The organism is Paraburkholderia acidicola (genome assembly GCF_002362315.1).
Classification (GTDB): Bacteria; Pseudomonadota; Gammaproteobacteria; order Burkholderiales; family Burkholderiaceae; genus Paraburkholderia; species Paraburkholderia acidicola.
This window is the reverse complement of record NZ_MTZV01000006.1, coordinates 201,939-224,476: the sequence shown is the minus strand read 5'-3', so window position 1 is coordinate 224,476 and position 22,538 is coordinate 201,939. Positions and strand designations below refer to the sequence as shown.

17 protein-coding genes are annotated in these 22,538 nt (G+C 62.9%); 7 read left to right on the top strand and 10 right to left on the bottom strand.

Annotated features, from left to right (window positions below; all coding sequences use genetic code 11):
* Positions 1 to 119 precede the first annotated feature (119 nt).
* From tssM to BWP39_RS20000, 3 genes are read left to right on the top strand one after another with little or no spacing between them, the layout of a single operon-like run.
* Positions 120 to 4,025: a type VI secretion system membrane subunit TssM gene (gene tssM / locus BWP39_RS20010; protein ID WP_096723363.1), complete on the top strand. Its 3,906-nt coding sequence runs from the start codon at positions 120 to 122 to the stop codon at positions 4,023 to 4,025.
* Positions 4,022 to 5,020 carry a type VI secretion system-associated protein TagF gene (gene tagF, locus BWP39_RS20005; RefSeq protein WP_096723361.1) on the top strand — a complete coding sequence of 333 codons (999 nt, stop codon included), beginning with the start codon at positions 4,022 to 4,024 and terminating at the stop codon, positions 5,018 to 5,020. Before tssM ends, tagF begins: the two co-directional genes overlap by 4 nt.
* Entirely contained in the window at positions 5,017 to 5,943 is a 927-nt protein-coding gene (locus BWP39_RS20000; RefSeq protein ID WP_096723358.1) for an OmpA family protein, read from the top strand. The genes tagF and BWP39_RS20000 overlap by 4 nt, the downstream gene beginning before the upstream one ends.
* Positions 5,944 to 6,037: 94 nt before the next feature.
* Here the strand turns inward: BWP39_RS20000 and tssA are convergent, their stop codons facing one another.
* The 9 genes from tssA to BWP39_RS19955 all read right to left on the bottom strand — a co-directional run bounded on the left by tssA (position 6,038) and on the right by BWP39_RS19955 (position 16,944).
* Positions 6,038 to 7,162 (bottom strand): type VI secretion system protein TssA, encoded by a 1,125-nt coding sequence (gene tssA, locus BWP39_RS19995; protein WP_096723356.1) that lies wholly within the window; start codon positions 7,160 to 7,162, stop codon positions 6,038 to 6,040.
* Between the two features lie 49 nt (positions 7,163 to 7,211).
* Positions 7,212 to 9,878: a type VI secretion system ATPase TssH gene (gene tssH / locus BWP39_RS19990; RefSeq protein ID WP_096723354.1), complete on the bottom strand. Its 2,667-nt coding sequence runs from the start codon at positions 9,876 to 9,878 to the stop codon at positions 7,212 to 7,214.
* 47 nt (positions 9,879 to 9,925) lie between these two features.
* A complete protein-coding gene (gene tssG / locus BWP39_RS19985; protein WP_096723351.1) occupies positions 9,926 to 11,014 on the bottom strand; it encodes a type VI secretion system baseplate subunit TssG in 1,089 nt (362 codons plus the stop codon).
* Positions 10,978 to 12,816 (bottom strand): type VI secretion system baseplate subunit TssF, encoded by a 1,839-nt coding sequence (tssF, locus tag BWP39_RS19980; protein ID WP_096723349.1) that lies wholly within the window; start codon positions 12,814 to 12,816, stop codon positions 10,978 to 10,980. Before tssF ends, tssG begins: the two co-directional genes overlap by 37 nt.
* A gap of 78 nt (positions 12,817 to 12,894) precedes the next feature.
* Positions 12,895 to 13,374, bottom strand: coding sequence for a type VI secretion system baseplate subunit TssE (gene tssE / locus BWP39_RS19975; RefSeq protein ID WP_091017970.1), 480 nt, complete (start codon positions 13,372 to 13,374; stop codon positions 12,895 to 12,897).
* A 143-nt stretch (positions 13,375 to 13,517) separates the two neighbouring features.
* Positions 13,518 to 14,027 carry an Hcp family type VI secretion system effector gene (locus BWP39_RS19970; RefSeq protein WP_096723347.1) on the bottom strand — a complete coding sequence of 170 codons (510 nt, stop codon included), beginning with the start codon at positions 14,025 to 14,027 and terminating at the stop codon, positions 13,518 to 13,520.
* Between the two features lie 76 nt (positions 14,028 to 14,103).
* Positions 14,104 to 15,597, bottom strand: a complete 1,494-nt coding sequence (gene tssC / locus BWP39_RS19965; RefSeq protein ID WP_096723345.1) for a type VI secretion system contractile sheath large subunit — start codon at positions 15,595 to 15,597, stop codon at positions 14,104 to 14,106.
* Between the two features lie 14 nt (positions 15,598 to 15,611).
* The gene (gene tssB / locus BWP39_RS19960; protein WP_096723343.1) at positions 15,612 to 16,157 is read right to left on the bottom strand and encodes a type VI secretion system contractile sheath small subunit; all 546 of its coding nucleotides are present in this window, start codon (positions 16,155 to 16,157) and stop codon (positions 15,612 to 15,614) included.
* A gap of 61 nt (positions 16,158 to 16,218) precedes the next feature.
* The gene (locus BWP39_RS19955; protein ID WP_096723341.1) at positions 16,219 to 16,944 is read right to left on the bottom strand and encodes a tetratricopeptide repeat protein; all 726 of its coding nucleotides are present in this window, start codon (positions 16,942 to 16,944) and stop codon (positions 16,219 to 16,221) included.
* A gap of 334 nt (positions 16,945 to 17,278) precedes the next feature.
* Here BWP39_RS19955 and tssJ point away from each other — a divergent pair, with 334 nt between their 5' ends.
* The 3 genes from tssJ (at position 17,279) to icmH (ending at position 20,151) form a co-directional block, all read left to right on the top strand.
* On the top strand, positions 17,279 to 17,893 hold the full coding sequence (gene tssJ, locus BWP39_RS19950; protein ID WP_096723339.1) for a type VI secretion system lipoprotein TssJ: 615 nt from the start codon (positions 17,279 to 17,281) through the stop codon (positions 17,891 to 17,893).
* Positions 17,894 to 18,019: 126 nt separating this feature from the next.
* Positions 18,020 to 19,366 carry a type VI secretion system baseplate subunit TssK gene (gene tssK / locus BWP39_RS19945; protein WP_096723337.1) on the top strand — a complete coding sequence of 449 codons (1,347 nt, stop codon included), beginning with the start codon at positions 18,020 to 18,022 and terminating at the stop codon, positions 19,364 to 19,366.
* Positions 19,363 to 20,151 (top strand): type IVB secretion system protein IcmH/DotU, encoded by a 789-nt coding sequence (gene icmH / locus BWP39_RS19940; RefSeq protein WP_096723335.1) that lies wholly within the window; start codon positions 19,363 to 19,365, stop codon positions 20,149 to 20,151. Before tssK ends, icmH begins: the two co-directional genes overlap by 4 nt.
* A gap of 48 nt (positions 20,152 to 20,199) precedes the next feature.
* Here the strand turns inward: icmH and pdxR are convergent, their stop codons facing one another.
* Complete coding sequence (pdxR, locus tag BWP39_RS19935) at positions 20,200 to 21,711, bottom strand: MocR-like pyridoxine biosynthesis transcription factor PdxR (RefSeq protein WP_207556982.1); 1,512 nt, start codon at positions 21,709 to 21,711, stop codon at positions 20,200 to 20,202.
* Between the two features lie 97 nt (positions 21,712 to 21,808).
* On the opposite strand from pdxR, the gene BWP39_RS19930 reads away from it, so the two are divergent.
* Positions 21,809 to 22,504, top strand: coding sequence for a glutathione binding-like protein (locus tag BWP39_RS19930; protein ID WP_096723330.1), 696 nt, complete (start codon positions 21,809 to 21,811; stop codon positions 22,502 to 22,504).
* Positions 22,505 to 22,538 lie beyond the last annotated feature (34 nt).

Here is a 22,538-nt window from a genome sequence, read left to right as displayed (position 1 = left end):
CGAAATCCGTTACGCTCGCGAGCGCGCATCCGCTACGCCCGCTACAACACCGCACCCTGCTACAACGAATAGCGATAGCCCCAACAGCAGCAATCAAGGCACCAGGACCTGAACGGCATATGCGACGCTTTCTCAACGTGTTGACCCATCCCCGCACGCTCTCCATCGTCGGCCTGATCGCGCTGGCAGCGGTGCTGTTCATTGCAGCCGATACGCTGCAGATTCCGCTGATATGGCCAGCGATCGCGATCGGCGTCATCGTCGCGCTCTGGCTGCTGGTGTGGCTCGTGAAGGTGCTGCGCACCCGGCGGGCGAACAGCAAGCTCGGTGACATGCTCGAGCAGCAGGCCGAAGCCGGCAAGACAACGGTCGCCGCGACGCCGGCCAAACAGGCCGAACTCGACGCGCTGCGCCAGCGTCTCGTCGAAACCGTGAAGACGATCAAGACCTCGAAAATCGGTCAGATGTCGGGCGGCTCGGCGCTGTACGAAATGCCGTGGTACATCGTGATTGGCAACCCGGCGGCAGGCAAAAGTAGCGCCGTGCTGAATTCAGGGTTGCAGTTTCCTTTCACCGAAAAGAACGAAGCCGTGATTCACGGCATCGGCGGGACGCGTAACTGCGACTGGTTCTTCACCACCGAAGGCATCCTGCTCGACACCGCGGGCCGCTACTCGGTGCACGAGGAAGACCGCAGCGAATGGCTCGGCTTCCTCGGTCTGCTGAAGCGCTACCGGCCGAAGGCGCCGATCAACGGCATCATCGTGACCGCGAGCATCGCGGAGCTGACCGGCAATCGTCCCGAGTTCGCGATCAACCTCGCGAAGAACCTGCGCCAGCGCGTGCAGGAGCTGACCGAAAAGCTCGAAGTGTTCGCCCCGGTCTACGTGATGTTCACGAAGGTCGACCTGATCACCGGCTTCACCGAGTTCTTCACCGGCAACGACCGCCAGGAATACGACCGCGTGTGGGGCGCCACCCTGCCCTACGAACCGGACGAAAAGCGCGATGTCGTCGCGCTGTTCGACGAACGCTTCGAAGAACTCTACGAAGGGCTGAAGGAAATCAGCATCGCGCAGATGTCGATCAACCGCGGTGCCAAGCTCTCGCCGGGACAGCTCAGCTTCCCGCTTGAGTTCTCGACGATCAAGCCGTCGCTGCGTGCATTCCTTGCCACGCTGTTCGAAACCAACCCGTTCCAGTACAAGCCGATTTTCCGCGGCTTCTATTTCACGAGTGCGCTGCAGGAAGGCGAAACCAATAGCGCCGCCGCGCAGCGTATCGCCACCCGCTTCGGTCTCGCCACCGACAGCCTGCCCAAACAGACCGCCGCATTCTCGAAGAACGGCTTCTTCCTGCGCGACCTGTTCTCGAAGGTGATCTTCGCCGACCGTCAGACGGTCAAGCAGTTCGCCAGCCCCGCGAAAGCGCGCATGCGCTACATGACGTTCTTCGGCTTCGTCGCCGCGCTGGCCATCGCGCTGGGCGGCTGGACATGGTCGACGATCGGCAACCAGCAGCTCACCGCGAATGTGCAGGCCGACCTCGACAATGTCGTGCGTCTGCAGCAGAACCGCAACGATCTGCAGTCGCGCCTGCAGGCCATGGACATTCTCGAAGACCGGATCGAACAGCTCGAACAGTTCCGCCGCGACCGGCCGCTGTCGGTGTCGCTCGGTCTGTATCAGGGCGACCGTCTCGAGCAACATCTGCTGACGCAGTATTACAGCGGCGTAAAGCAGATCATGCTGGCACCGGTCTCGCAGAACCTCGCGTCGTTCCTGAAGGACGTCAACACCCACCCGGATCAACTCGCGCCGATGACACATGCGCCCGATTCCGGCGCGGTGCAGGTGTCCGCGCACCCGGCGGCGATGTCGACGAACAATCAGGGCGGCCTGTATAGCGACGCGTCGCCGACCAACGTCGAAGACGCCTACAACGCGCTCAAGACCTACCTGATGCTGTCCGACAAGCGCCATGTCGAAGCCGCGCATCTGACCGATCAGATCGCACGCTTCTGGCGCGGCTGGCTCGAGACGAATCGCGGCAACATGCCACGCGACCAGATGATCAAGAGCGCCGAGCGGATGATCACGTTCTATCTGTCGCGCGTGTCGGACGACGACTGGCCGATGGTCGATGAGAACCTCGCCCTCGTCGACCAGACCCGCGAAAACCTGCGCCACGTCGTGCGCGGCATGCCGGCACGGCAGCGCGTGTACGAAGAAATCAAGGCACGCGCGTCGACCCGCTTCGCACCGATGACCATCGCGCGCATTGTCGGCGAAGGCAACACGGCGCTGGTCGCGGGTAGCTACGCGATTCCCGGCACGTTCACACGCGAAGCCTGGTTCCAGTACGTGCAACCGGCGATCCGCGATGCCGCGACCAAGGAGCTGCAGGCGAAAGACTGGGTGCTCAATACCTCGGCCACCGACGATCTGACGCTCGAAGGCAGCCCCGAGCAGATCCAGAAGGCGCTCGTCGCGATGTACAAGACCGAGTACGCGATGCACTGGCAGAAGTTCATGCAGGGCATCGCGGTGCAGAACTTCGGCGGCTTCAATCAGGCTGTCGATGCGATGAACCGGCTCGGCGACCCGCAGGATTCACCGATCCGCAAGGTGCTCGAAACCGCTTACGACCAGACATCGTGGGATAACCCGTCGCTCGCCAACGCGAACCTGAAGCTCGCGCAGACCGGTGTCACGAACTGGTTCAAACGGTTGTTCTCGTCACGCGCGCCGTCCGCCGTCGGCCAGCTGAGCGCGAATATCGACATCAACGGGAATCCGGTCGACGCGCCGATGGGGCCGATCGGGGTGGAATTCGCGGGCCTCGGGCGGATCGTCTCGACGCAGGACAATACGTCGATGCTGCGCGGCTACATGGACACGCTGTCGAAGGTTCGCACGCGCTTTAACATCCTCAAGAATCAGGGCGACCCTGGGCCAGGCGCACGTCAACTGATGCAGCAGACGCTCGATGGCAGTGGCTCCGAGCTGGCCGATTCGCTGAAGTACGTCGACGAGCAGATGCTGACTGGCCTCACCGATACGCAACGCAAGGCGCTGCGACCGCTCCTCGTGCGGCCGCTGATGCAGGCGTACGCGGTCGTGATCCAGCCGGCCAGCGTCGAAGTCAACAAGGTGTGGAACGCGCAGGTCTATCAGACGTTCCAGGGGTCGCTCGCGAACAAGTATCCGTTCTCAGGCAGCGCGAAGGTCGAAGCCGCCGCCAGCGAAATTGGCCAGGTGTTCGGTCCGGATGGCTCGATCGCGAAGTTCGTCGGCACGACGCTCGGACCGCTCGCGGTACGCCGCGGCGACACGCTGACCGCGCGGACGTGGGGTGACATGGGCCTCGCGCTTACCCCCGACCTCACGAACGGCTTCTCACGCTGGGTGGCTCCGCTTGCGGGCGGTGCTGCAGGTGGTGGTGGGGGCGGCGGTGGCGGCGGTTCGTCCGAGCCGCAGACCGTGTTCCAGATCCTGCCGCAGCCGGCCACCGGTACGACCGAGTACACGATCGCGATCGACGGCCAGCAACTGCGCTATCGCAACACGCCGCCGCAGTGGACCAACTTCGTGTGGCCGAACGCGTCCGGTTCGCCGGGTGCGACGCTGTCGGCGACGACATTCGACGGCCGCACGATCCAGCTCGTCAATGAGCCCGGCCACTACGGTCTCGAGAAGCTGATCAACTCCGCGCAGCGCAAACGCCGCCCGGACGGCACGTTCGATCTGGTGTGGACGCAGGGCAATGTCTCCGTGGAAGTCAGCATGCGCATCATCAGCACGTCGCAGGCGACGCCCAGCAGCAACGGCAGCGGCAGTGACACGCCGCAAGCGCAGAGCCTGCGCGGGCTGCAACTGCCGTCCTCGGTCGTGGATGTCAGCGCCGGAGCGAATGCCGCGGCTGCGATCGCCTCGGGCATCACGCCAGGGGCGCCTGGTTCCGCCCCTGCACCGGCCGCGCCCGCCGCAAACCGGGCCCCGGCCACCACAGGGGGTGCGCAATGACGCCGACCGTCCAGGCGCAAATCGCCTATTTCGGCAAGATCCCGTCGCGTGGCGACTTCGTGAAGAGTGCGCACAACCCGCAGCTGCTACAGACGCTCGACCGCTGGATCGCGCAGGCAATGGAAATGCTCACCGACGATCCACGCTGGAAGATCGTCTACGAAAACGCGAAGCCGATGCATTTCGCGTTTCTCGGTTCGCGCAGCAAGCTGGCGATCGCCGGCCATATCGTCGCGAGCCACGATCTGTCGTCGCGGCGCTTCCCGTTTCTCGCGGCAACCGCGCTCGAAGTCGAGCGGCCGCTTGCGTTCCTCGCACGCAGCCCGCTGGCGTTCGCGCGGTTGTGGTCGCGTGTCTCTACGCAGATGAAGCCGCTGCTCGGCGCCAGCGAACCAGCGGGCGCATTGCAGGCGCTCGGCGACATGCAGGTGCCGATCGATATCGGCGCGCCCGGCAATCCGCATGACGGCACCTTCGACGACTTCGTCGAACATCAAACGCTCTCGGGCCTCGAACAGATGCTGCTCGCGAGCGGCCATCCCGTGCGGCTACGCGGTGCGATGCTCGCACTCGGTTCGCTGCTGCGGCCCGTAATGCAAAGCGGCTCGTCGCACCTCGAGCGCGGCCTCACGCTGCCGCTGCCGACCGACCCGTTCTATCGCACGCTGATCGCCGCATTCTGGCTCGAACTGATCGCCCCGTTTGTCTCGCAGGCCGATTTCGAACTGGCCATCTTCATCGGCACGATTGCGGAGCGCGAGCGGCTCATCATCGGCTTCAACGGCGCCTCGGCGAAAACGCTGCACAGTGTCGTCGACCCGCAGGCCTATGCAACGCATAACATCGACATCGACGACCCCGAGTGGATCAACGATCACGCACAGAACGATCATGGCATCAGCAAGCTGGTCAGTTACCTCGATCAACCGCAACTGTCGCTGCGTGTCAGCATCGACACGTTCCGCGAAGCCTTCATCGGGGGAGTGACGCAATGACCTTCTTCTACTTCGGTACGATCCGCCGTACGTTGCCGCTTGCGCTACTCGTCGGCGCTCTCGCAAACAGTGCCGCATGGGCAGACGATGATGGCGGCGGCGCGCGCGTCACGCCGATCGACAACAGCGGCGTGCAGGTGCGGACGACGGTGCTGCCCGCCACGCCTGCGCCTAACGCTACGACAGGCGCTGCAGCCGCAACCATTACACCGGCTGCGGCGAATCCCGTGCCCGGACAGGTCGTGGTGGGCGGCAAGGTGCCGGACGAAGCGACCAAGGCCGCGGTGCTCGGCCAGCTGCGCAACACCTATGGCGCGGGCAATGTCGTCGATCAGATCGAAGTCGGCGATGTCGCGACGCCGCCGAACTGGGCCACCAATGTCCAGAAGCTACTCGGCTCGCAACTGACGCAGATCCACAAGGGGCAATTGACGATCGACGGCACGCAGATCGACGTGAAGGGCGAAGTCCCTAACGAATCGCAGCGCCAGAAGATCGCCAGCGACATGGCAAACTCGCTGAATCCGACCTACACGATTCGCAACGGCCTGCGCGTGAGCGCATCCGAACAGGGCGTGCTCGACCAGACGCTCGCGAACCGCACGATCGAATTCGAAACCGGCAGTGCGACGCTGACACCGCAGGGCACGCTGATTCTCGATCAGATGGCGGCGGTACTCGCGAAGCTGACCACGCGCACCGTCGCGATCATTGGTCACACGGACAACTCGGGTGCACGCGCATCGAACATCGCGCTGAGCCAGGCACGCGCCGACACGGTGAAGGGTTATCTGATCGCGAAGGGCATTCCGTCGCAGCAGTTGACGGCGACCGGTGTCGGCCCCGACCAGCCGATTGCCTCAAACGATACGGCTGATGGCCGTGCGCGCAACCGGCGCATCGAGTTCCGCGCGGGCTCGTAAGCGCTCGTAGTTTCATGCAGGCGCAAAACAACGCGGCCGTCATCGCATTCCTGCGAGCCGGCCGCGTTTTCGTTCAGACTGCTCAGTTATTCAATTAGCTGCCGCCTGCATCTGCTTGCTTCACGCCGAGCATTTCGCGAATGTGCGAGAGCGACGCGTCGTCCTTCACCACCGTCGAGAGCCACTGGTCGAGCGGCATGCCGGCCCACTCCGCGGCCTTGTCGGCCAGGTAGGCGACGGGGCTGTGCGGCTCGGTGGCACGAAAGAACTTCGCTACGGCGCGCAACTGGTCGACAGCCTGCGCGCGGGTCTGGATTCCGGCCTGCGGGACCGCCGGTGTTGCGGTATGCGGGTGCGCGCTCGGCGTCGACATGTTTCCCTCCGGCAACGTCGGGGTCTTGAAACTCGGTTCGCTACGTTCGGGGATATCGGACGGATGCGTGATTTTCGGCGCGGCGTTGAGATCGACACCCACTTCGCGCGCAAACCGCTCGACGAGTCGATAAACGGCCTCTTGAGCCTCCTTGATCTGGCGGAAGCTCGGCGCTGCGTCACCCGCGCGGCGATTCAGTTCCTGCTCGAGGTCGAGCACCGCCGCTTCAAACGCTCGCAGATCGGCCAGCAGTGACAGGTAGAACGTCCCCGGTGTGATGCGTTTGGCCGCATCGATCTGCTCGATCGACGGTTTGCCGCGCGCGATATCGTCCGCGTTTTCCGGATCGCGCTTCACCGCCTGCGCGACGTGCGTGGCCATTTCCCAGTCGATCGTGCTGTAGCGCGTGCCGGAGGTCAGCGGCATTGCGCGCAGCAGTTCCACCGAGCGCCCCACCAGCCAGCCGACATTGCCGAGCCGGTATTCGGTATCGTCGCCTTCAGGCAGCGGATGCACCTGCTCCCAGAAGCGTTCGCACAGGCCCGTGAGCAGCGCGTAACCCTGCGTCAAGCCTGCCACACCCTCCTCGATCGCCCAGCCTTCGGTGAGCCAGACGGCGAGCCGCAAGTCCTTCGTCTTCGTCTGCAGCAGATCGGTACTGCGCTCGACGACGAACGACCAGTCGGCTTCCTTGACGTCGGTGATCCATTCGCCCTGATCGAGCGTCGCATCCTCGAAACGTCGCGCGTTCTGGATCGCGTCGAAGTCGGACGAGAACAGCATATCGTCGCCGCACGGCGATGACTCGTTGATGGGCGCTAGCAGCGCGTTAAGATCGGTCAGCATGGCGAAAGCGGTTGATATCCGTTGTGTTGCGTTCTAAGTCGCGTTTAATTCAGACGACCGTGTAAGCGAATGCGCCCGATTCATCGGCCCGCACCGTGATCCGCTCGATCGCCGCACCCTCGGCGATCCGCTCGAGCACCTCCTGCGCGATCTCGGGCAACAGCGTGCCGTTCAGGATGTGATCGACGTTACGCGCCCCCGAATCGACTTCGGTGCAACGCGCGAGCACGGCCTCGACCAGCGAATCGTCCCATTCGAACGTCGCCTTGTGATTCGCCTCGATGCGCCGGCGAATCCTGTCGAGCTTCAGTTCGATGATCTCGACCAGCACGTCGTCCGAAATCGGATAGTACGGCACGACCTTCATGCGGCCGAGAAATGCCGGCTTGAACGCCTTGTACAGTTGCGGGCGCAACGTCTCGGTGAGCGCGTCGGCGTCGGGCAGTTCTTCCGCGCTCTTGTTCAGACACTCCTGCATGATCGCCGTTGAACCCACGTTCGACGTCAGGATGATCAGCGTATTGCGGAAGTCGATTTCGCGCCCTTCCGCGTCGTCCATGGCGCCTTTGTCGAACACCTGGAAGAACATCTCGAGCACGTCGGGGTGCGCCTTCTCGACTTCATCGAGCAACACAACCGAATACGGATTGCGCCGCACGGCCTCGGTCAACACGCCGCCCTCGCCGTAGCCCACATAGCCCGGCGGCGAGCCTTTCAGGCCCGACACGCTGTGCGCTTCCTGGTATTCGCTCATGTTGATCGTGATGAGCTTGCGTTCGCCGCCGTACAGGATATCGGCGAGTGCGAGCGCGGTTTCGGTCTTGCCGACACCCGACGGGCCGACGAACATGAACACGCCGCGCGGCTTGTTCGGGTCTTCGAGGCTCGCACTCGCGGTCCGCACGCGCTGTGCGATCGCTTCGAGTGCGTGGTCCTGGCCGATCACGCGCGCACCGAGCAGCGTCTGCAGATTCAGCACGGTCTGAATCTCGTCCTTGATCATCCGACCGAGCGGAATGCCGGTCCACGATGCAACGATTTCCGCAACCACGTGGCCGTCCACCTGCAGCGGCACCATCGGCTGGCCCGCCTGCAGCGTCTGCAATTCGTTCACGCGTTCTGTCAATGTGGCGCGGGCAGTCTCCGCTTTCTGCGCCTGCTCGGCATCCGCACTGCCACCGCGCGCCGCGTCGATGTCGGCACGCAACGTACCGATTTCCGTCACCAGCGCACGCTCCTTGTCGTAGCGTGCTTCGTCGGTGGCAACTGACTGCAGATCGGCCTCACGGCGCGTGCGCAGTTCGGCAAGCCGTTCGTCGTGCGTGGCACCGCTCGCCGCCTCGCGTTCGAGCGAAGCAATTTCCGCATCGATGCGCTCGATGCGTTTCTTCGTATCGTCAATCGCACCCGGTGTCGAACCGTGCGCGAGCGCAACCTTTGCACATGCGGTGTCGAGCACGCTGATCGCCTTGTCCGGCAGCTGACGTCCGCTGATATAGCGATGCGACAGACGCACGGCCTCGGTAATCGCATCGTCGAGCACGCGCACGTTGAAGTGTTTTTCCATCAGTCCGGCCATACCGCGCAGCATCGCGGCGGCCAGCGCCTCGCTCGGCTCTTCGATCTTCACGACCTGGAAGCGCCGCGCAAGCGCCGCGTCCTTCTCGAAGTACTTCTTGTATTCGCTCCACGTCGTCGCGGCGATGGTGCGCAATTCGCCACGCGCGAGTGCCGGCTTCAGCAGGTTCGCTGCATCGTTCTGGCCAGCCTGACCGCCCGCACCGATGATCGTATGCGCCTCGTCGATGAACAGGATGATCGGATGCGCGCTCTTCTTCACTTCGTCGATCACGTTCTTCAGGCGGTTTTCGAATTCGCCCTTCACACTCGCGCCGGCCTGCAACAGCCCCATATCGAGCACATGCAGCGCGACGCCGCGCAGCGGCGTGGGCACGTCGTCGGCGGCGATGCGCAGCGCAAGCCCTTCGACCACCGCCGTTTTACCGACACCGGCCTCGCCGGTCATGATCGGGTTGTTCTGGCGACGCCGCATCAGGATGTCGATGGACTGGCGGATTTCGGCTTCGCGACCGATCACCGGATCGATCTTGCCTTCGCGGGCACGCTGCGTGAGGTTGGTCGTGTAGGTATCGAGCGCGGGGGTTTTCGACACGGTTCGCTGCGGTGTGTCGACCGCATCCTGCGCGGCGCCCTCCGGCGTCGCCTCGGTGCTGCGTTCCACCTCGCACGAACTGGCCGTCAACTCGTCGAACTTGTGCTTCAGGTCGGTGACGCGTATGCGCGCAAGCAGCGGCGACATCCGCTGCGCAAACTGCGCGAGATCGGGTGCAGTGAGGAGCGCGAGCAGCAGATGGCCGGAACGAATGCGGCCGATCTGCGAATCGAGCGAAGCGATCAGCCACGCCTGTTCGAACAGCGCGATCAGATGCACGGAAAAGACCGGTGTGCGCGTGTTGCCGGTTTTCACACGCTCGAGTTCGTGCTCGAGATCGGCGCGCAACGCGTGCGCATCGACGCGGCTGGCATTCACCACCACCGACACGTCACTCGCCGGCTCGTCGAGCAGTGTCAGCAGCAGATGCTCGAGATCGACTTCGTAGTGGCCACGCGACAGACACAGGCTCGCGGCCCGTTCGGCTGCCTGCCGGCTCGTGGTGTTCAGTTTCGCGATCAGGGTTTTTAGCGGCGTACTCATGTCGTGCGATCCAGGTCTGGGTTTCAGCGCTTATGGGTCAATGACGGTCAATGTATGACGTGCAATTCGTAGCGTGCGTCGGCGCGATCGCGATCAGCATCGTGCGTGCAGAGGAACGCATCCCAGCCGAGCCGCGCGCCGGCGCCGAGATGGCTCGGTCCAACTTCCTCGCGTCGCAGCACCAGCGATACTTCATATTCGAGCGTGACGCCGGCCAGCAGCGTCAACATGCGCTCAAGCGCCACCGCGCACTCCGCGCCGGGCAGAAACGCTTCATAGTCGCGCTTCGACAGCGGACCGACCACGAGCCGCGCCCGCATGTCGCGCTGCCAGACACGCTCGCCCGCCAGCGCGGTCGCGCCGAGCAGCGCGTTCACCTGGCCGAGCACGGTCAACTGGTCCTTCGGCACGTCGTACCATTTGCCGACGAACTGATCGACCCGCACCGGCACCTTGAAGTAATCGGACAGCGTGCGCTGCAGGTAGGCCGCCGATACCGGCCGGTGCCGCGCGGCCAGCGCATAGCCGGCAATCGCTTCGTCCAGCAGCGCGCCGGTGCCTTCTTGCAGGCTTTCGCGCGAGTCGTCGTTGGCGACACCTGCAAGCGAAAGCAGTAGCGGCAGATAACGTTCGTCGCGATCCAGCTCGTAGTGCAGCGGTAGCCGGTACTTCTTCCACGCCGCATAAAAGAGCGCCGTCGCGCGGTTCGAAAAGACGTCGAAGAATTCGCGCGCCGCTCGGTCGCGCTTCAGATACTCGCGCGCAACGATCTGCTCGGTGTAGTGCAGCGGCAACGCGCCCTGCCCGCCGAGCAAACCGAAGAACGCGGGCGTCAGATCGACGCGTTGCACTTTATCGTCGTCGAGCGCCGCGCTGCGTTGCGCCTTTTCCTTGAGCGCTACACCCTCGTCGTCGTACGGCAGCGTGCTCTCGATCTCGCTCGGCGGAAAGCCAAGCGAGATCGAGTTGCGAAAGCCGATTCGCCGGGCCACGACATCGCCTGGACGCAGCGAGGTGTCGCCGTCGGTAAACCAGCGTTCGAGCAACCGCACCGCCTGGAAGAACTCGAAGCGGTGCGGCTCGTCGAGCAGACGCTCGATTACGCCAGGATCGATTCGCCGCTGCGGGGTTTGCATCGCAGAATTTCCTCGCCGGTGCGCTTCGACAGCACGACCAGTTGCACAAAGCTGTTCAGATGGACGTAGAGACCGAAAAACGTATCGATGACCCGCACGAACGCGCCAAGACTCGTGCCGACAAAATGTTCTTCATCGATCGTCAGGCGGATTTCAATGCCGCGTACAAACGTGGCGAACGGCTTGCCGGGCAGCCACTGCACGGCCGCATGCTGTTCGATGCCAGTGATGCCATCGATATAGCGCGCCGACACCGCCGTGCGCCGCAGATCGTAAAGCACGAGCATTTCCTTCAGCGCGGCCAGACCGTTGCTCGCGAGCGAGACATGATTGAGCGCGAGATGCGAGATCAGGCGCCAATGCGCGGCGCGGCCGCGTTCGAAGTGCACGCTCGGCGTCGGCCGGCGCAGCATCGAAATGCTGCCGGTCAGCGAGCCGCCTTCGAGAAACAGATCGCCGCCTTCAAGGCCAACTGCCAGACTCGCCGGCAGGTCGCGATTCGTGCAGGTCAGCTCGATGCTCAGCGTATCGGTTTGCGGCGACGACGGTTCGAAGTCGATATCGACGATCGAAATCTCGGTCTCGTAGCCAGGACTTTTCTGCGCCACCCAGTCGTTGCGCCGCGAGAACCAGTAGTGGCCCATGCGCGCCGCCTCGCCGTGATGCAGCGAATAGAACGGCCGGAATTCGATTACCGTTTCTTCGTGCGCCTGCTGTCGCACGAGTTGCACCGAGTCGATCGAATAGACCTCGTACGCAAACGCGCGCCGCGATTCCGCGATGACCGGATACGAAATGGCCTGATGACTGACGCGCACCGGCTCGCCGTGCTGCTTGAACAGGTTGACGACCGGCGTGCAGAAGAGCCGCATATGATGCGCCGCGAGGCCGTCGAGCAGCCGCGCGACGTGCGAGTCGCTGCGCACTTCCTTCAACACGATGTGCAGCGTGAGCCGCTGGCAGCGGCCGCTTGCGCGCGTCATCGCGGGCAGATCGAAATCGACGAAGTTGAACTTGTCGGGGAACGCGAAGTATTCAGTCAGCAGCCGGTACGCCGGGTGTGACTTCGCCGGGTAATCGATCAGCGCGTCTTCTTCGCTGTAGCCGACCTGGGCGAAAGGCAGCGTGCGCAACGCGGTCCACACGCCGCGCCGGTCGCCTTCCACATAGGCCGCGAGCCCGTTGACGAACAGGCAGTCGGACAGCGCGGCGATAAACGACTGCTCGCCGTGCAGATAGGCGCGCAGCTGGTCGATTTTCATCGCGCCGAGATCGAGCTGCGGCGAGGTCGACTCGAACGTCACCGACACGATCGCGGTGGCGTTGCCGGGCAGCACGGTCGCGCTCGGCGCCATCGCCACCGACGTGTACTTCGCCTCCGAAATCCGGATCGGCGCGAGCGTGACGTCGTAGGCAGTACGGAAACGGCATTGCACACCGCGAATCGGGCGTGACTTGAATTCGGTGCCGCGCTCGATGGTGGCGGGTTCGGTCAGATGGCTGAACGCGGCAGCGGTGCCGAGCTGCGCAATCGAACACGAAGGAAACGGCCGCAGATAATGCGGGTACAGGACCTCGAGCAACGCCTGGGTGAACTCGGGGTAATCGTCGTCGAGCTTCTTGTTGATGCGGGCGCCGAGCAGCGCAAACGATTCGATCATCCGCTCGACGTGCGGGTCCTCGCAGTGCTCGCCGGACATGGCGAGACGCGCCGCGATCTTCGGATATCGTTCAGCAAAATCGCGCGAATAACGCCGCAGGAAAGATAATTCGCGCTCGTAATACGGCAGCAGTTCTTCCATCAATCGTCCCCGAACTCCCCGATACTTCCCGGTCGATCTCGCCGCCGCTGCCGTGGCGCGTCCCGACAAGCAGCGGAATTAAAGCTTCGCGCGTGCGCGCGTCACCGAATACTGCAGCGTCGACGGCTGCAGCATCGCATCGAAACTCACCGGCTCTTCCGCCGGATGCACAACCAGTAACGCCTGAATGGCGAAATTCAGCGCATTGGTCGACTGCTGGCTCATTTCGAGCGTCACCGCCACCTGCTGCAGGCGCGGTTCATGTCGCTCGATCGCCGCCTGGATCGACTTGCAAATGAACGTGCGGTCGTAGTGACTCGCAAGGCTCAGCCCTGCAAAGTCGTTCAATCCATAGGTCAACACCGATTTGCGGCACTCCGGCAGCGCCAGGAGTTCATGCTCGGTCAAGGCGATGCGCGTATTCAGAATCGCTTCGACATCGCGCGCGACCGTTGCCTTCAATTCTTCCAGCGACAATTGCCGCATGGCCGGAGAAGCGGGCAAATGCGGTTCATCGTCGAACAGCTTGTCGAGAAAACTCGGTTCGAATCGCTTCATCGGGAAGGGTAGAACCGGTGGTGCTGCATCATGTCGCCTCGAGAGAGTTGCCATGCAGAGTCTTGCGGACCGCCTGATGGACCCCGAGCGACCAGCAGGCGGCCACCTGCGCGCAACAACACGCGCGGTGGCCGCCCGAACCATCAGACAGCGTAGGTCTTGTCGTTCTTCGTCAGGCTCCACGCGCCTTGTACGTTACCGCCCTGGCCACCGCCGACGTTCTGCTGCGTGTACGTCCACTGCACAGCAGCGTACTTCAGCGAAAACTCTTCCGTCGGCAGGCCTTCACCCACGACGGACGGCGTGACGCTCGAGATGATCACGTACTTCATCTTGAGCTGCAGGTACTTGACGCGCTTGCCTTCACCGTCGGCGCGCATGAAGTCGACCGTCACCTCATCGAATGTCGTGCCACCCGACGCATGCTGATACAGCAGCGGGCTGACCAGATCCATTTCTTTCGTGAAGCGCATGTCGCTGTGTTCGCAGCGCTCGGACGTGCCGCCGCCCGACGACGAAGTCGTGGCGGAACGCGGTTGCAGAATCGAGTGGCTCCATGAGGTGCACTCGATCCACTTACCGTGATCCTTATCCGCCGATTCGCCCTGAATCGCCGGACTGCCGAACTTGAGATAGATGTCCTTGTTGGCCATGATGCTTCAACTCCCCAGATAGGTGGTTTCTACAGCAAGCCCGGGAAGCCCGGGCATTTTTGACTTCGTTTGAATCTCAAGAGCCGGCCGGCTTCGGCAGATCCGCGACGAGGCGCAGCGAAATCGACAACTCGTCGAGCTGGAAGTGCGGACGCAGGAATGCCACCGAACGATACGAACCAGGCTTGCCCGGAATCTCCGAGACCTGGATCGACGCTTCACGCAACGGAAACTGTGCTTTCTGCTCTTGCGGCGCGTTGTCGTCGAGTAGCACGTACTGTGAAATCCAGCGGTTGAGAAACACCTCGACGTTCTGCGCGGACGCAAAACTGCCGATCTTGTCGCGCATCATCGCCTTCAGGTAATGAGCCACACGCGACACCGAGAAAATGTACTGCAGCTGCGCGGACAGTACGGCGTTCGCGTTCGCGCTATCGGTGCTGTACTTCTTCGGTTTTTGCGCGGACTGTGCGGCGAAGAACGCTGCATAGTCCGAGTTCTTGCAATGGACGAGCGGGATGAAGCCGAGATCGGCCAGTTCCTTTTCGCGCCGGTCGGTGATCGCGATTTCGGTCGGGCACTTCAGCGCCACTTCGCCGTCGTCGGTCTTGAACGTGTGGGTGGGCAGGTCTTCAACCAGACCGCCGCCTTCCACGCCGCGAATCGCCGCACACCAGCCGAAATCGTCGAATGCAGCGGTCAGGCGCGCAGCGAATGCCCACGCGGCGTTACACCACAGGTACTTGCTGTGATCGGTGCCGTCCACGTCCTCGACGAAATTGAAGCCTTCCGCCGTGGCGCCGTCTTTCGGATTGAACGGCAGACGACCGAGATAGCGCGGCAGCGTGAGACCGACATAGCGCGAATCTTCGGAGTCGCGGAACGACTTCCACTTCGCGTATTCGACGGTGTCGAACACCTTGCCGAGATCGCGCGGCTTGCCCAGATCGGCAAAGGTCTCGAGTCCGATCAGTTCCGGCGAAGCCGAGGCGATGAACGGTGCATGCGCGGCAGCCGCGACGTGCGCCATCTGCTCGATGAAATAGACGTCTTCCGGCTGACGCGTAATTTCGAAGTCGCCGACCAGCGCGCCGAACGGTGCGCCGCCGAACGTGCCGAACTCTTCTTCGTAGACCTTCTTGAAGAGCGCGCTCTGATCGAATTCAATCGCGTTCTTGAAGTCACGCACGAGGTCGCGCTTCGGTGCGTGGATCACCTTGATCTTCACCGTCGCGCCGGTATTGCTTTCCTTGCACAGGTAGTCGAGCCCGCGCCACGTGCTTTCCAGCTTCTGGAATTGCGGCGCATGCATGACCGCGCTCAACTGGTCGGAAATCAGCCGGTCGAGTTCGGCCACGCGCGCATCGATCGTCGCCGACAGGTTGTCGGACACGACGACGGTGCCTTCCAGCACCTGATGCACGAGTTCGCCGATCAGATCCTTCGCGCGCGCATGTTCGGAATCGGATTTCGCGACCTTGCTCTTCTCGACGATGTCATCGAGCAACGAAGTCGCTGCGCTGGCCTCCGGTGCGCCCGCTGCCTGATTTGCAGCTGTCTGCTGATTCATCTCACACCCCGTGGCTATTCGCCCTGCTTGTCATTGTCCGGCTTGCCGTCGTGCGGTTCGCCCACGCTGCTGTCGCCCTTGAGCGTCTGCAGTTGCTGCGTATTGGTCAGAACCTCGCTCAGCAGGTCTTCGAGCTTGTCGTTGCCGGCAAGCTTGTTACGCAGGTCCGCGAGCTTCGAACGCGCGTCGAGCAGGCGCTGCAGCGGCTCGATCTGCGAGACGACTTCGTCCGGGTTGAAATCGGCGAGTGAATGGAAGCGCAGGTCCACAGCGAACTTGCTACCGCCTCCGGCCAGCCGGTTTTCCACCTGGAACGCCGCACGCGGCTCGATGCCTTTCATCACGTCATCGAAATTGTCGCGGTCGATATTCACGAACTTGCGGTCCCGCAATTTCGGTTGCTCGACCTCGGACTGCCCCGCGAGGTCGGCAACCACACCGACGACGAACGGCAGTTCCTTGATTTCGATCGCATCGCCACGTTCAACCTCATAAGTCAATTGAACGCGCGGCGGGCGCACTTTTTGCAAGCGCTTTTGAATACTTTCTTTCTTCGCCATCGTCGGCTCCCCAGATGCAAGAAAAACTAGCGTGTGATATCAGCGATAGATAAGACGAAACTCAACGCAGCGCACTGAAAGGATCTGATGCAGCACCTTGCGCTTTCGCAGCTGCAGGCGGCGGAGCAGGCGGTTTCGGGATTGCGGGAATCGCTGCAGGCGGCGTCGGCGCGGTAACGACAGCCGCGGCGGCAGTAGTGCCCGCCGGCGTGGTGCCTGGCGTTGCGCCCGGGGTGGCCGCGGCGGCGTCCGTGGGCTTCGCCACCTTGCGGACATACTTGCGCGGCTTGCGGACCGGCTTGTCGACGACTTCAGGCGGGAACAGCGAAGCCTCGCCGAGCGTGTCGCGCAGTTCCTTCGCGAGCGCCTGGGCATCCGACTTCGCATCGCCGGCCAGCGACGCATCCTGCCGCAACTCGCCGAGCGACTGGGTTGCCACTCTCAGCCCGGCCACGGCCAGCACGCTCTTCGCCTGCCGGTCGGTCTGATCGCGCTGCAGTGCTTCCTGCGCAGCGACGATCGCCTGCCCATAATGCCCCTGCGTGAACTGGATCTGTGCAATTCGCGACCATGGTTCTTCACGGGTCGGGTCGGCCTTGGCCAATCCCTGATAAAGCGCCATTGCGCGATCCTGGTCGCCGCCCTTCGCGACCGTATCGGCATCCGCCAGGCTCTTATTAAAAGCCTCCGGTGTCGGTGCAACGTTGTTTCCCTGTGTTGCGCAGCCTGCAATCACGCCACACGCTACTACAACACCAGATAGTTTTAAAAAGAGTCTCTGTTTCATCGTTTTTCACCGACTTGCGATTTTTTAATTCAAGGAAAAACCGGAGTTTTGCTTTGCTTGAAGTGCGCGGGTATAGTACAGGCCAATTTTTGATAATTCAACTTTCGTGTGAAGTCGCAGTGGATCAGAAAAATCGTATGCCGGTTATGTCTCGATGCCAAGAAGAAATAGTTTCCGGCGTCGAAACAAGACAAATGCCGGACACGGAAAAAATTTCCGAATTCTTTATGGGGTAACGGTCTGTTCGATGCGCTTTGCATGAAAACGGTGCGTTCCAATTTGACTTTCCTTAACGCTTTCACAGGGGCGGCCGGCGCAAAGCCAGCTGGTATAAATGAATTCGCGTTTTATCCGTTATACAGCGATTCTTTCCGCGTGCGTGGTACTCGCCGGTTGTGCAGCCGCAGTGCCGTTACTGGGCAGCGCGGCATCGGCTGTCATGCAGGCCACCGGTCTCACCAAGCCCGATGTGCCCGATGCGCAAAAGCCGCCGCGCAATGTGGCCCTGACGCTCTACGCCGCGCCGAACCTGAACGCCGCGAACGACAACAAGCCGCTCGCGCTGGTCGTGCGGCTGTATACGCTGAAGGACCCGACCTCATTCCTGCAGGCGCCGTTCGACCTGTTCACTGACCCCGACAAGGAAAAGGCCACCCTGGGTGCAGATCTGATCAGTGTGCGTGAGGTGACGCTGATTCCGGGCCAGCACTACACCGTGACCGAGAAGATCCCGCGCGAGGCGCAGGGTTATGGCGTCGTCGCCCTGTTTCGCGCTCCGGCGCTACAACGCTGGAAATTCGCTTTCGATCCTGCGAAGTCGGAGAAATCCGGCATAATGATTGGCCTGCATAACTGCGCAATGACCGTAACCAACGGCACCGTGATCCCGCCTGAACAGGGATTGCCCGCACAACCGCTGAATCTGCTTTCATCGGTCAGTTGCGGTTAAAGGACCTATAAGGGGCGACAGGATCGATGTGATGGATGTCGCTCAAATGTCATTTAACAGTCTTTGGCGATTCAAGGTTGCTTTGTATGGATCTGCGGTTCGCCCGACGCATATAACAGGTTTGACATGAGTTATTCAGCTAAGGTGCTCTGGGGGGAAGGCCTTTTTCTAAGGCCGCAGCATTTTCAGCGGCAGGACGCCTATCACGAGGCGCGCCTGTTCGAATCGATCCAGGCGATCCAGCCGTACAACTGGGGCGTGCGCTCGGTGCGCTTCGATCGCGACGCGCTCGGTAGTAACGTGCTGCGCGTGAGCGAGCTGTCGCTGGTGTTCCCCGACGGCGCGCTCTACTCCGCGCCGCAGGCAGACGACCTGCCACCGCCCATCGCGCTCGACACACTGCCCGACGGCATCAACGAATTCACGTTCTATCTGGCGCTGCATCCGTTGCGCGAGACCGGTGCGAATTATTCGGCCGATCAGAACGCGGGGTTCGTGTCGCGCTATGTGAGCGAGCAGTCGCCGGTCGCCGATCACTTCACCGACGCCGCCGAAGCCGACATCACGTTCCTGAAAACCAGCGTCAAGCTGCTCGCGCACAGCGAGCCGCGCGACCAGTTGCTGTCGGTGCCGCTCGTGCGCGTGCGCCGCACCGCGACCTCGGGTTTCGAACTCGATGAGACTTTCGTGCCGCCGTGCCTCGCGATCGACGCATCGCCGATCCTGCATCAACGGCTGCGCCAGCTGATCGACGCACTGCAGGCCAAGGTCAATGCGCTGTACGGTTTTCACCGCGAGCCGACCAAGAACATCATCGAATTCCGTTCCGGCGACATCGCGTCGTTCTGGCTGCTGCACACCGCGAGCGCGGCTTTCGCATCGCTTGCGCATCTGTATCAGCACGCGGGCCTGCATCCGGAGCGACTGTTCCAGGAACTGCTGCGCCTCGCCGGCCAGTTGATGACCTTCTCGAAAGGCTACGCGCTCGCCGATCTGCCGCCGTACCGGCACGACGATCCTGGCCCAGGCTTCGCGCGTCTCGACACGATCCTGCGCGATCTGCTCGAAACCGTGATCTCGACGCGCTACTTCGCGATCGCCCTCGATGAAGTGCGTCCGTCGTTCCACGTCGGTCGTCTCGACTCCGGCAAGATCGACGACAAGACGATGTTCTATATCGCCGTGTCGGCGAACATGCCGACCGTCGAGCTCGTCGAAGCCGTACCGGCGCGCTTCAAGGTCGGCGCACCCGACGACGTCGACAAGCTGGTGTTGTCGGCCATGCCGGGCGTGCGGCTCGTCTACACACCACAGGTGCCCCCCGCCATTCCCGTGCGCCCGGGTGCATGCTATTTCTCGTTCGAAACGCGCGGCGCGCTGTATGACCGCATGCTGCAGGCCCAGTCGGCGATGATCTACGCGCCGTCCGGTATTAACGATCTCAAACTCGAACTGATCGCGGTCACATCATGAGCCACGCGCCCTCCCTGTTTGGCGACGCCAATCCGCCATCCCCCAGCCCGTCGTCGGCCCCGCTGAGCGAACCCAGCTATCAGGTGCGCTCGCTGCTCGATCTGCTGTACGACGGTTTCTTCATGCTGTTCCTGTTGAAGAACGGCCGCGAGCCCGGTGACGCCGGCGAGTTCACGTCGCGCATCCAGCAGTTTCTCGGCGACTTCGAGCGCGGCGCGAAAAAACTGAACGTCGCGGCCGAAGACGTCTACGCGTCGAAGTTTGCGTTCTGCGCGGCCATCGACGAATCGGTACTGTCGTCGTCGTTCAAGATCCGCACCGAGTGGGAACGCCGTCCGTTGCAACTCGTGCTGTTCGGCGAGCAGCTTGCCGGTGAGAAGTTCTATCACTACCTCGAGGAATGCCGCGCACAGGGCGCTGCGCGCCTGCAGTCGCTCGAGGTATTCCATATGTGTCTGCTGCTGGGCTTCCAGGGCAAATATCTGCTCGAAGGACCCGAGAAACTTGCTTATCTGACCGGTCGGCTCGGCGACGAAATCGCGCGCATGAAGGGCAAGCGCGCAGCGTTCGCTCCGCACTGGGCACTGCCCGACCAGGTCGCGCACCGTCTGAAGCGCGAAGTACCGATCTGGGCCATCGGCGCGGTGTTCGCGCTGGTCGCCTTGCTGGCGTACCTGGGCCTGAACACGTATCTGCGCGACTCGACGCAGCACACACTGGCGCCGTATTCGCAGGTGGTGCAGCTTGGGCCGCAGTCGGCCAATCTCACCATCTCGCTGCCGTAAGCGCGTGAAGCGGGGCGCGCGATGTAACGCGCGCCCTGTCACCAGCTATCATCCCGCGCGCCACACATCGCGCAGAATCGCGAGCCCCTCGCGGATCCCTGCTTCATCCACCCCGCCGTACCCAAAACCGATCCCGCTGCGCGCATTGCTCCCCGCGTAATACGCACCGAGCGATTCGAAGCGCACACCCTTGTCGCGCACGCGCTTCAGCATGCGTTCGATTTCGTGCTGCTCCACTTTCGCGAACGCCGCCAGATGCAAACCGGCATCCGACGCAATCGGTTCGAGCGAGCCGGAGAAGTCACGCTGCAGACACTCCAGCAGCACCCGCCGCCGCATCCCATAGATTTCGCGCATCTTGCGCACGTGGCGCGCCAGATGCCCTTCGGCGATGAACGCCGCGAGCGTGTCCTGCGGCAGCACCGCCGGATGCCATTCGGCGTGCTGCCTGAGCGAGATCAGCGGCCCCTGCGCCCACGCCGGTGCGACGACATAACCGAGCCGCAGCGCCGGAAACAGGCTCTTCGAGAACGTTCCGACGTAGAACACCGAGGCGGTGCGGTCGAGTGTCTGTAGCGCATCGAGCGGCCGTGCGCCAAGACGGAATTCGCCGTCGTAGTCGTCCTCGATGATCACCGCGCCGTGCGTCTGCGCGAACTCGAGCAACGCGGTGCGGCGGCGCATCGACATCGCCGTGCCGAGCGGAAACTGGTGCGACGGCGTCACGCAGACAATCCGCGCATCGGCGGGCAAGCGATCGACGATCAACCCTTCCTCATCGACCGGCACCGGCACCACGCGCGCGCCGGCCAGCGCGAAGGCGGCGCGCATCGGCGGATAGCCTGGGTCCTCGACGGCGACCGTGGTGCGGCCCGGCGTGACCAGAATCCGCGCCAGCAGGTCGAAGGCCTGTTGCGCACCAGCGGTGACGATGACGTCGTCCGCCCGGCACGCCACCGCGCGCGCAAACGCAACGTGCGCCGCAATCGCTTCGCGCAGCGCGGTGCGCCCCTGGGCGTCCGAATAGATGGCAGGTGCTTTTGCTAGCGCCCGGGTGGCCCGGCTCGACAGTCGCTGCCAGATATCGAAGCGGAAAAACTGCTTCTCCGGGACGCCGAACTGGAAATCGCGTGGCGCGGGCGCCGGCATCGGCACATACGGTGCCGGCGCTGTGCGCCAGTAGGCGTTCAGGCGTGGGTCGCCCTGTCGAACCGACTGCGGCCGTGGCTGAGCGCTTACTGGCGCCCGGGCAGCCGGCTGCGGCAGCACCTCCGCCACATAGGTGCCGGCCTTGCGACGCGTGACCAGATAACCCTCGCTGAGCAGCAGGTCGTAGGCGGCAATCGCCGTATTGCGCGATACACCGCACGCTTCGGCGAACGCCCGGGTGGCCGGTAGACGCAGACCCGGCTTGAGCCGGCCGTCCAGAATCGCCGTACGCAGTTGCCGGTGCAGTTCGCGCAGCAGGTTGCGGGAATCGCGTGATGGCAGTTCCAGCGGGAATTCGAAGGGGGAAGACGGCATCGAGGAAGACCCCGCCGCCGTCGGTTCTGGTTCCATAAAATTCCTCATTTATGGTGCTTTATACATACCAGAAGAATGCCTATTCTGCTCCTACCGCGCAAGCTTTCCTGTTCCAGCTGACACGAGGTTGCTCATGATCGATCTTTACTTCTCCCCGACGCCGAACGGTCTCAAGGTCCGGCTGTTCCTCGAAGAAACCGGCTTGCCGTATCGCGTCGTCCCGGTGAGTCTCAGCAAAGGCGAGCAATTCGCGCCCGCCTTTCTCGCCATCTCGCCGAACAACAAGATCCCCGCGATCGTCGACCACGCGCCCGCCGCCGGAACCGCACCCGCCGCCGGCGGACCGCTGCCGGTCTTCGAGTCGGGCGCGATCCTGCTGTATCTCGCGGAAAAGTCGGAGCGTCTGCTCGGTTCATCGGCGGCTGAGCGCGTTGAGATCCTGCAGTGGCTGTTCTGGCAGATGGCGGGGCTCGGTCCGATGGCCGGCCAGAGCGGCTACTTCCGTGTCTATGCGAACGAACGCGTGCCGTTCGCGATCGACCGCTACACGAAAGAAACTGCGCGCCTGTATCGGGTGCTCGATACGCGCCTCGCCGGCCGCACGTTCATTGCCGGCGATAGCTACTCGATCGCCGACATCGCGTGCTACCCGTGGATCGTGCCGCACGCACCGCACGGTCAGGATCTGCGTGATTTTCCGAACCTGCAGCGCTGGTATGAGTCGATCCGCACCCGCCCCGCCACGCAGCGCGTGTATGAAGGCGTCGATGATGTCTACACGAAGCCGGGCAGTCCTGTGCAGCAAGCTGCCGTTGCTGGCCGGAGTTGAGCCGGCCGCACCTGCCAGCCGCACCAAAACTACC

Coding starts and splice junctions, on each gene's coding strand:
- tssM (WP_096723363.1), top strand. CDS start 120: ATGCGACGCTTTCTCAACGTGTTGACCCATCCCCGCACGCTCTCCATC.
- tagF (WP_096723361.1), top strand. CDS start 4,022: ATGACGCCGACCGTCCAGGCGCAAATCGCCTATTTCGGCAAGATCCCG.
- BWP39_RS20000 (WP_096723358.1), top strand. CDS start 5,017: ATGACCTTCTTCTACTTCGGTACGATCCGCCGTACGTTGCCGCTTGCG.
- tssA (WP_096723356.1), bottom strand. CDS start 7,162: ATGCTGACCGATCTTAACGCGCTGCTAGCGCCCATCAACGAGTCATCG.
- tssH (WP_096723354.1), bottom strand. CDS start 9,878: ATGAGTACGCCGCTAAAAACCCTGATCGCGAAACTGAACACCACGAGC.
- tssG (WP_096723351.1), bottom strand. CDS start 11,014: ATGCAAACCCCGCAGCGGCGAATCGATCCTGGCGTAATCGAGCGTCTG.
- tssF (WP_096723349.1), bottom strand. CDS start 12,816: ATGGAAGAACTGCTGCCGTATTACGAGCGCGAATTATCTTTCCTGCGG.
- tssE (WP_091017970.1), bottom strand. CDS start 13,374: ATGAAGCGATTCGAACCGAGTTTTCTCGACAAGCTGTTCGACGATGAA.
- BWP39_RS19970 (WP_096723347.1), bottom strand. CDS start 14,027: ATGGCCAACAAGGACATCTATCTCAAGTTCGGCAGTCCGGCGATTCAG.
- tssC (WP_096723345.1), bottom strand. CDS start 15,597: ATGAATCAGCAGACAGCTGCAAATCAGGCAGCGGGCGCACCGGAGGCC.
- tssB (WP_096723343.1), bottom strand. CDS start 16,157: ATGGCGAAGAAAGAAAGTATTCAAAAGCGCTTGCAAAAAGTGCGCCCG.
- BWP39_RS19955 (WP_096723341.1), bottom strand. CDS start 16,944: ATGAAACAGAGACTCTTTTTAAAACTATCTGGTGTTGTAGTAGCGTGT.
- tssJ (WP_096723339.1), top strand. CDS start 17,279: ATGAATTCGCGTTTTATCCGTTATACAGCGATTCTTTCCGCGTGCGTG.
- tssK (WP_096723337.1), top strand. CDS start 18,020: ATGAGTTATTCAGCTAAGGTGCTCTGGGGGGAAGGCCTTTTTCTAAGG.
- icmH (WP_096723335.1), top strand. CDS start 19,363: ATGAGCCACGCGCCCTCCCTGTTTGGCGACGCCAATCCGCCATCCCCC.
- pdxR (WP_207556982.1), bottom strand. CDS start 21,711: ATGGAACCAGAACCGACGGCGGCGGGGTCTTCCTCGATGCCGTCTTCC.
- BWP39_RS19930 (WP_096723330.1), top strand. CDS start 21,809: ATGATCGATCTTTACTTCTCCCCGACGCCGAACGGTCTCAAGGTCCGG.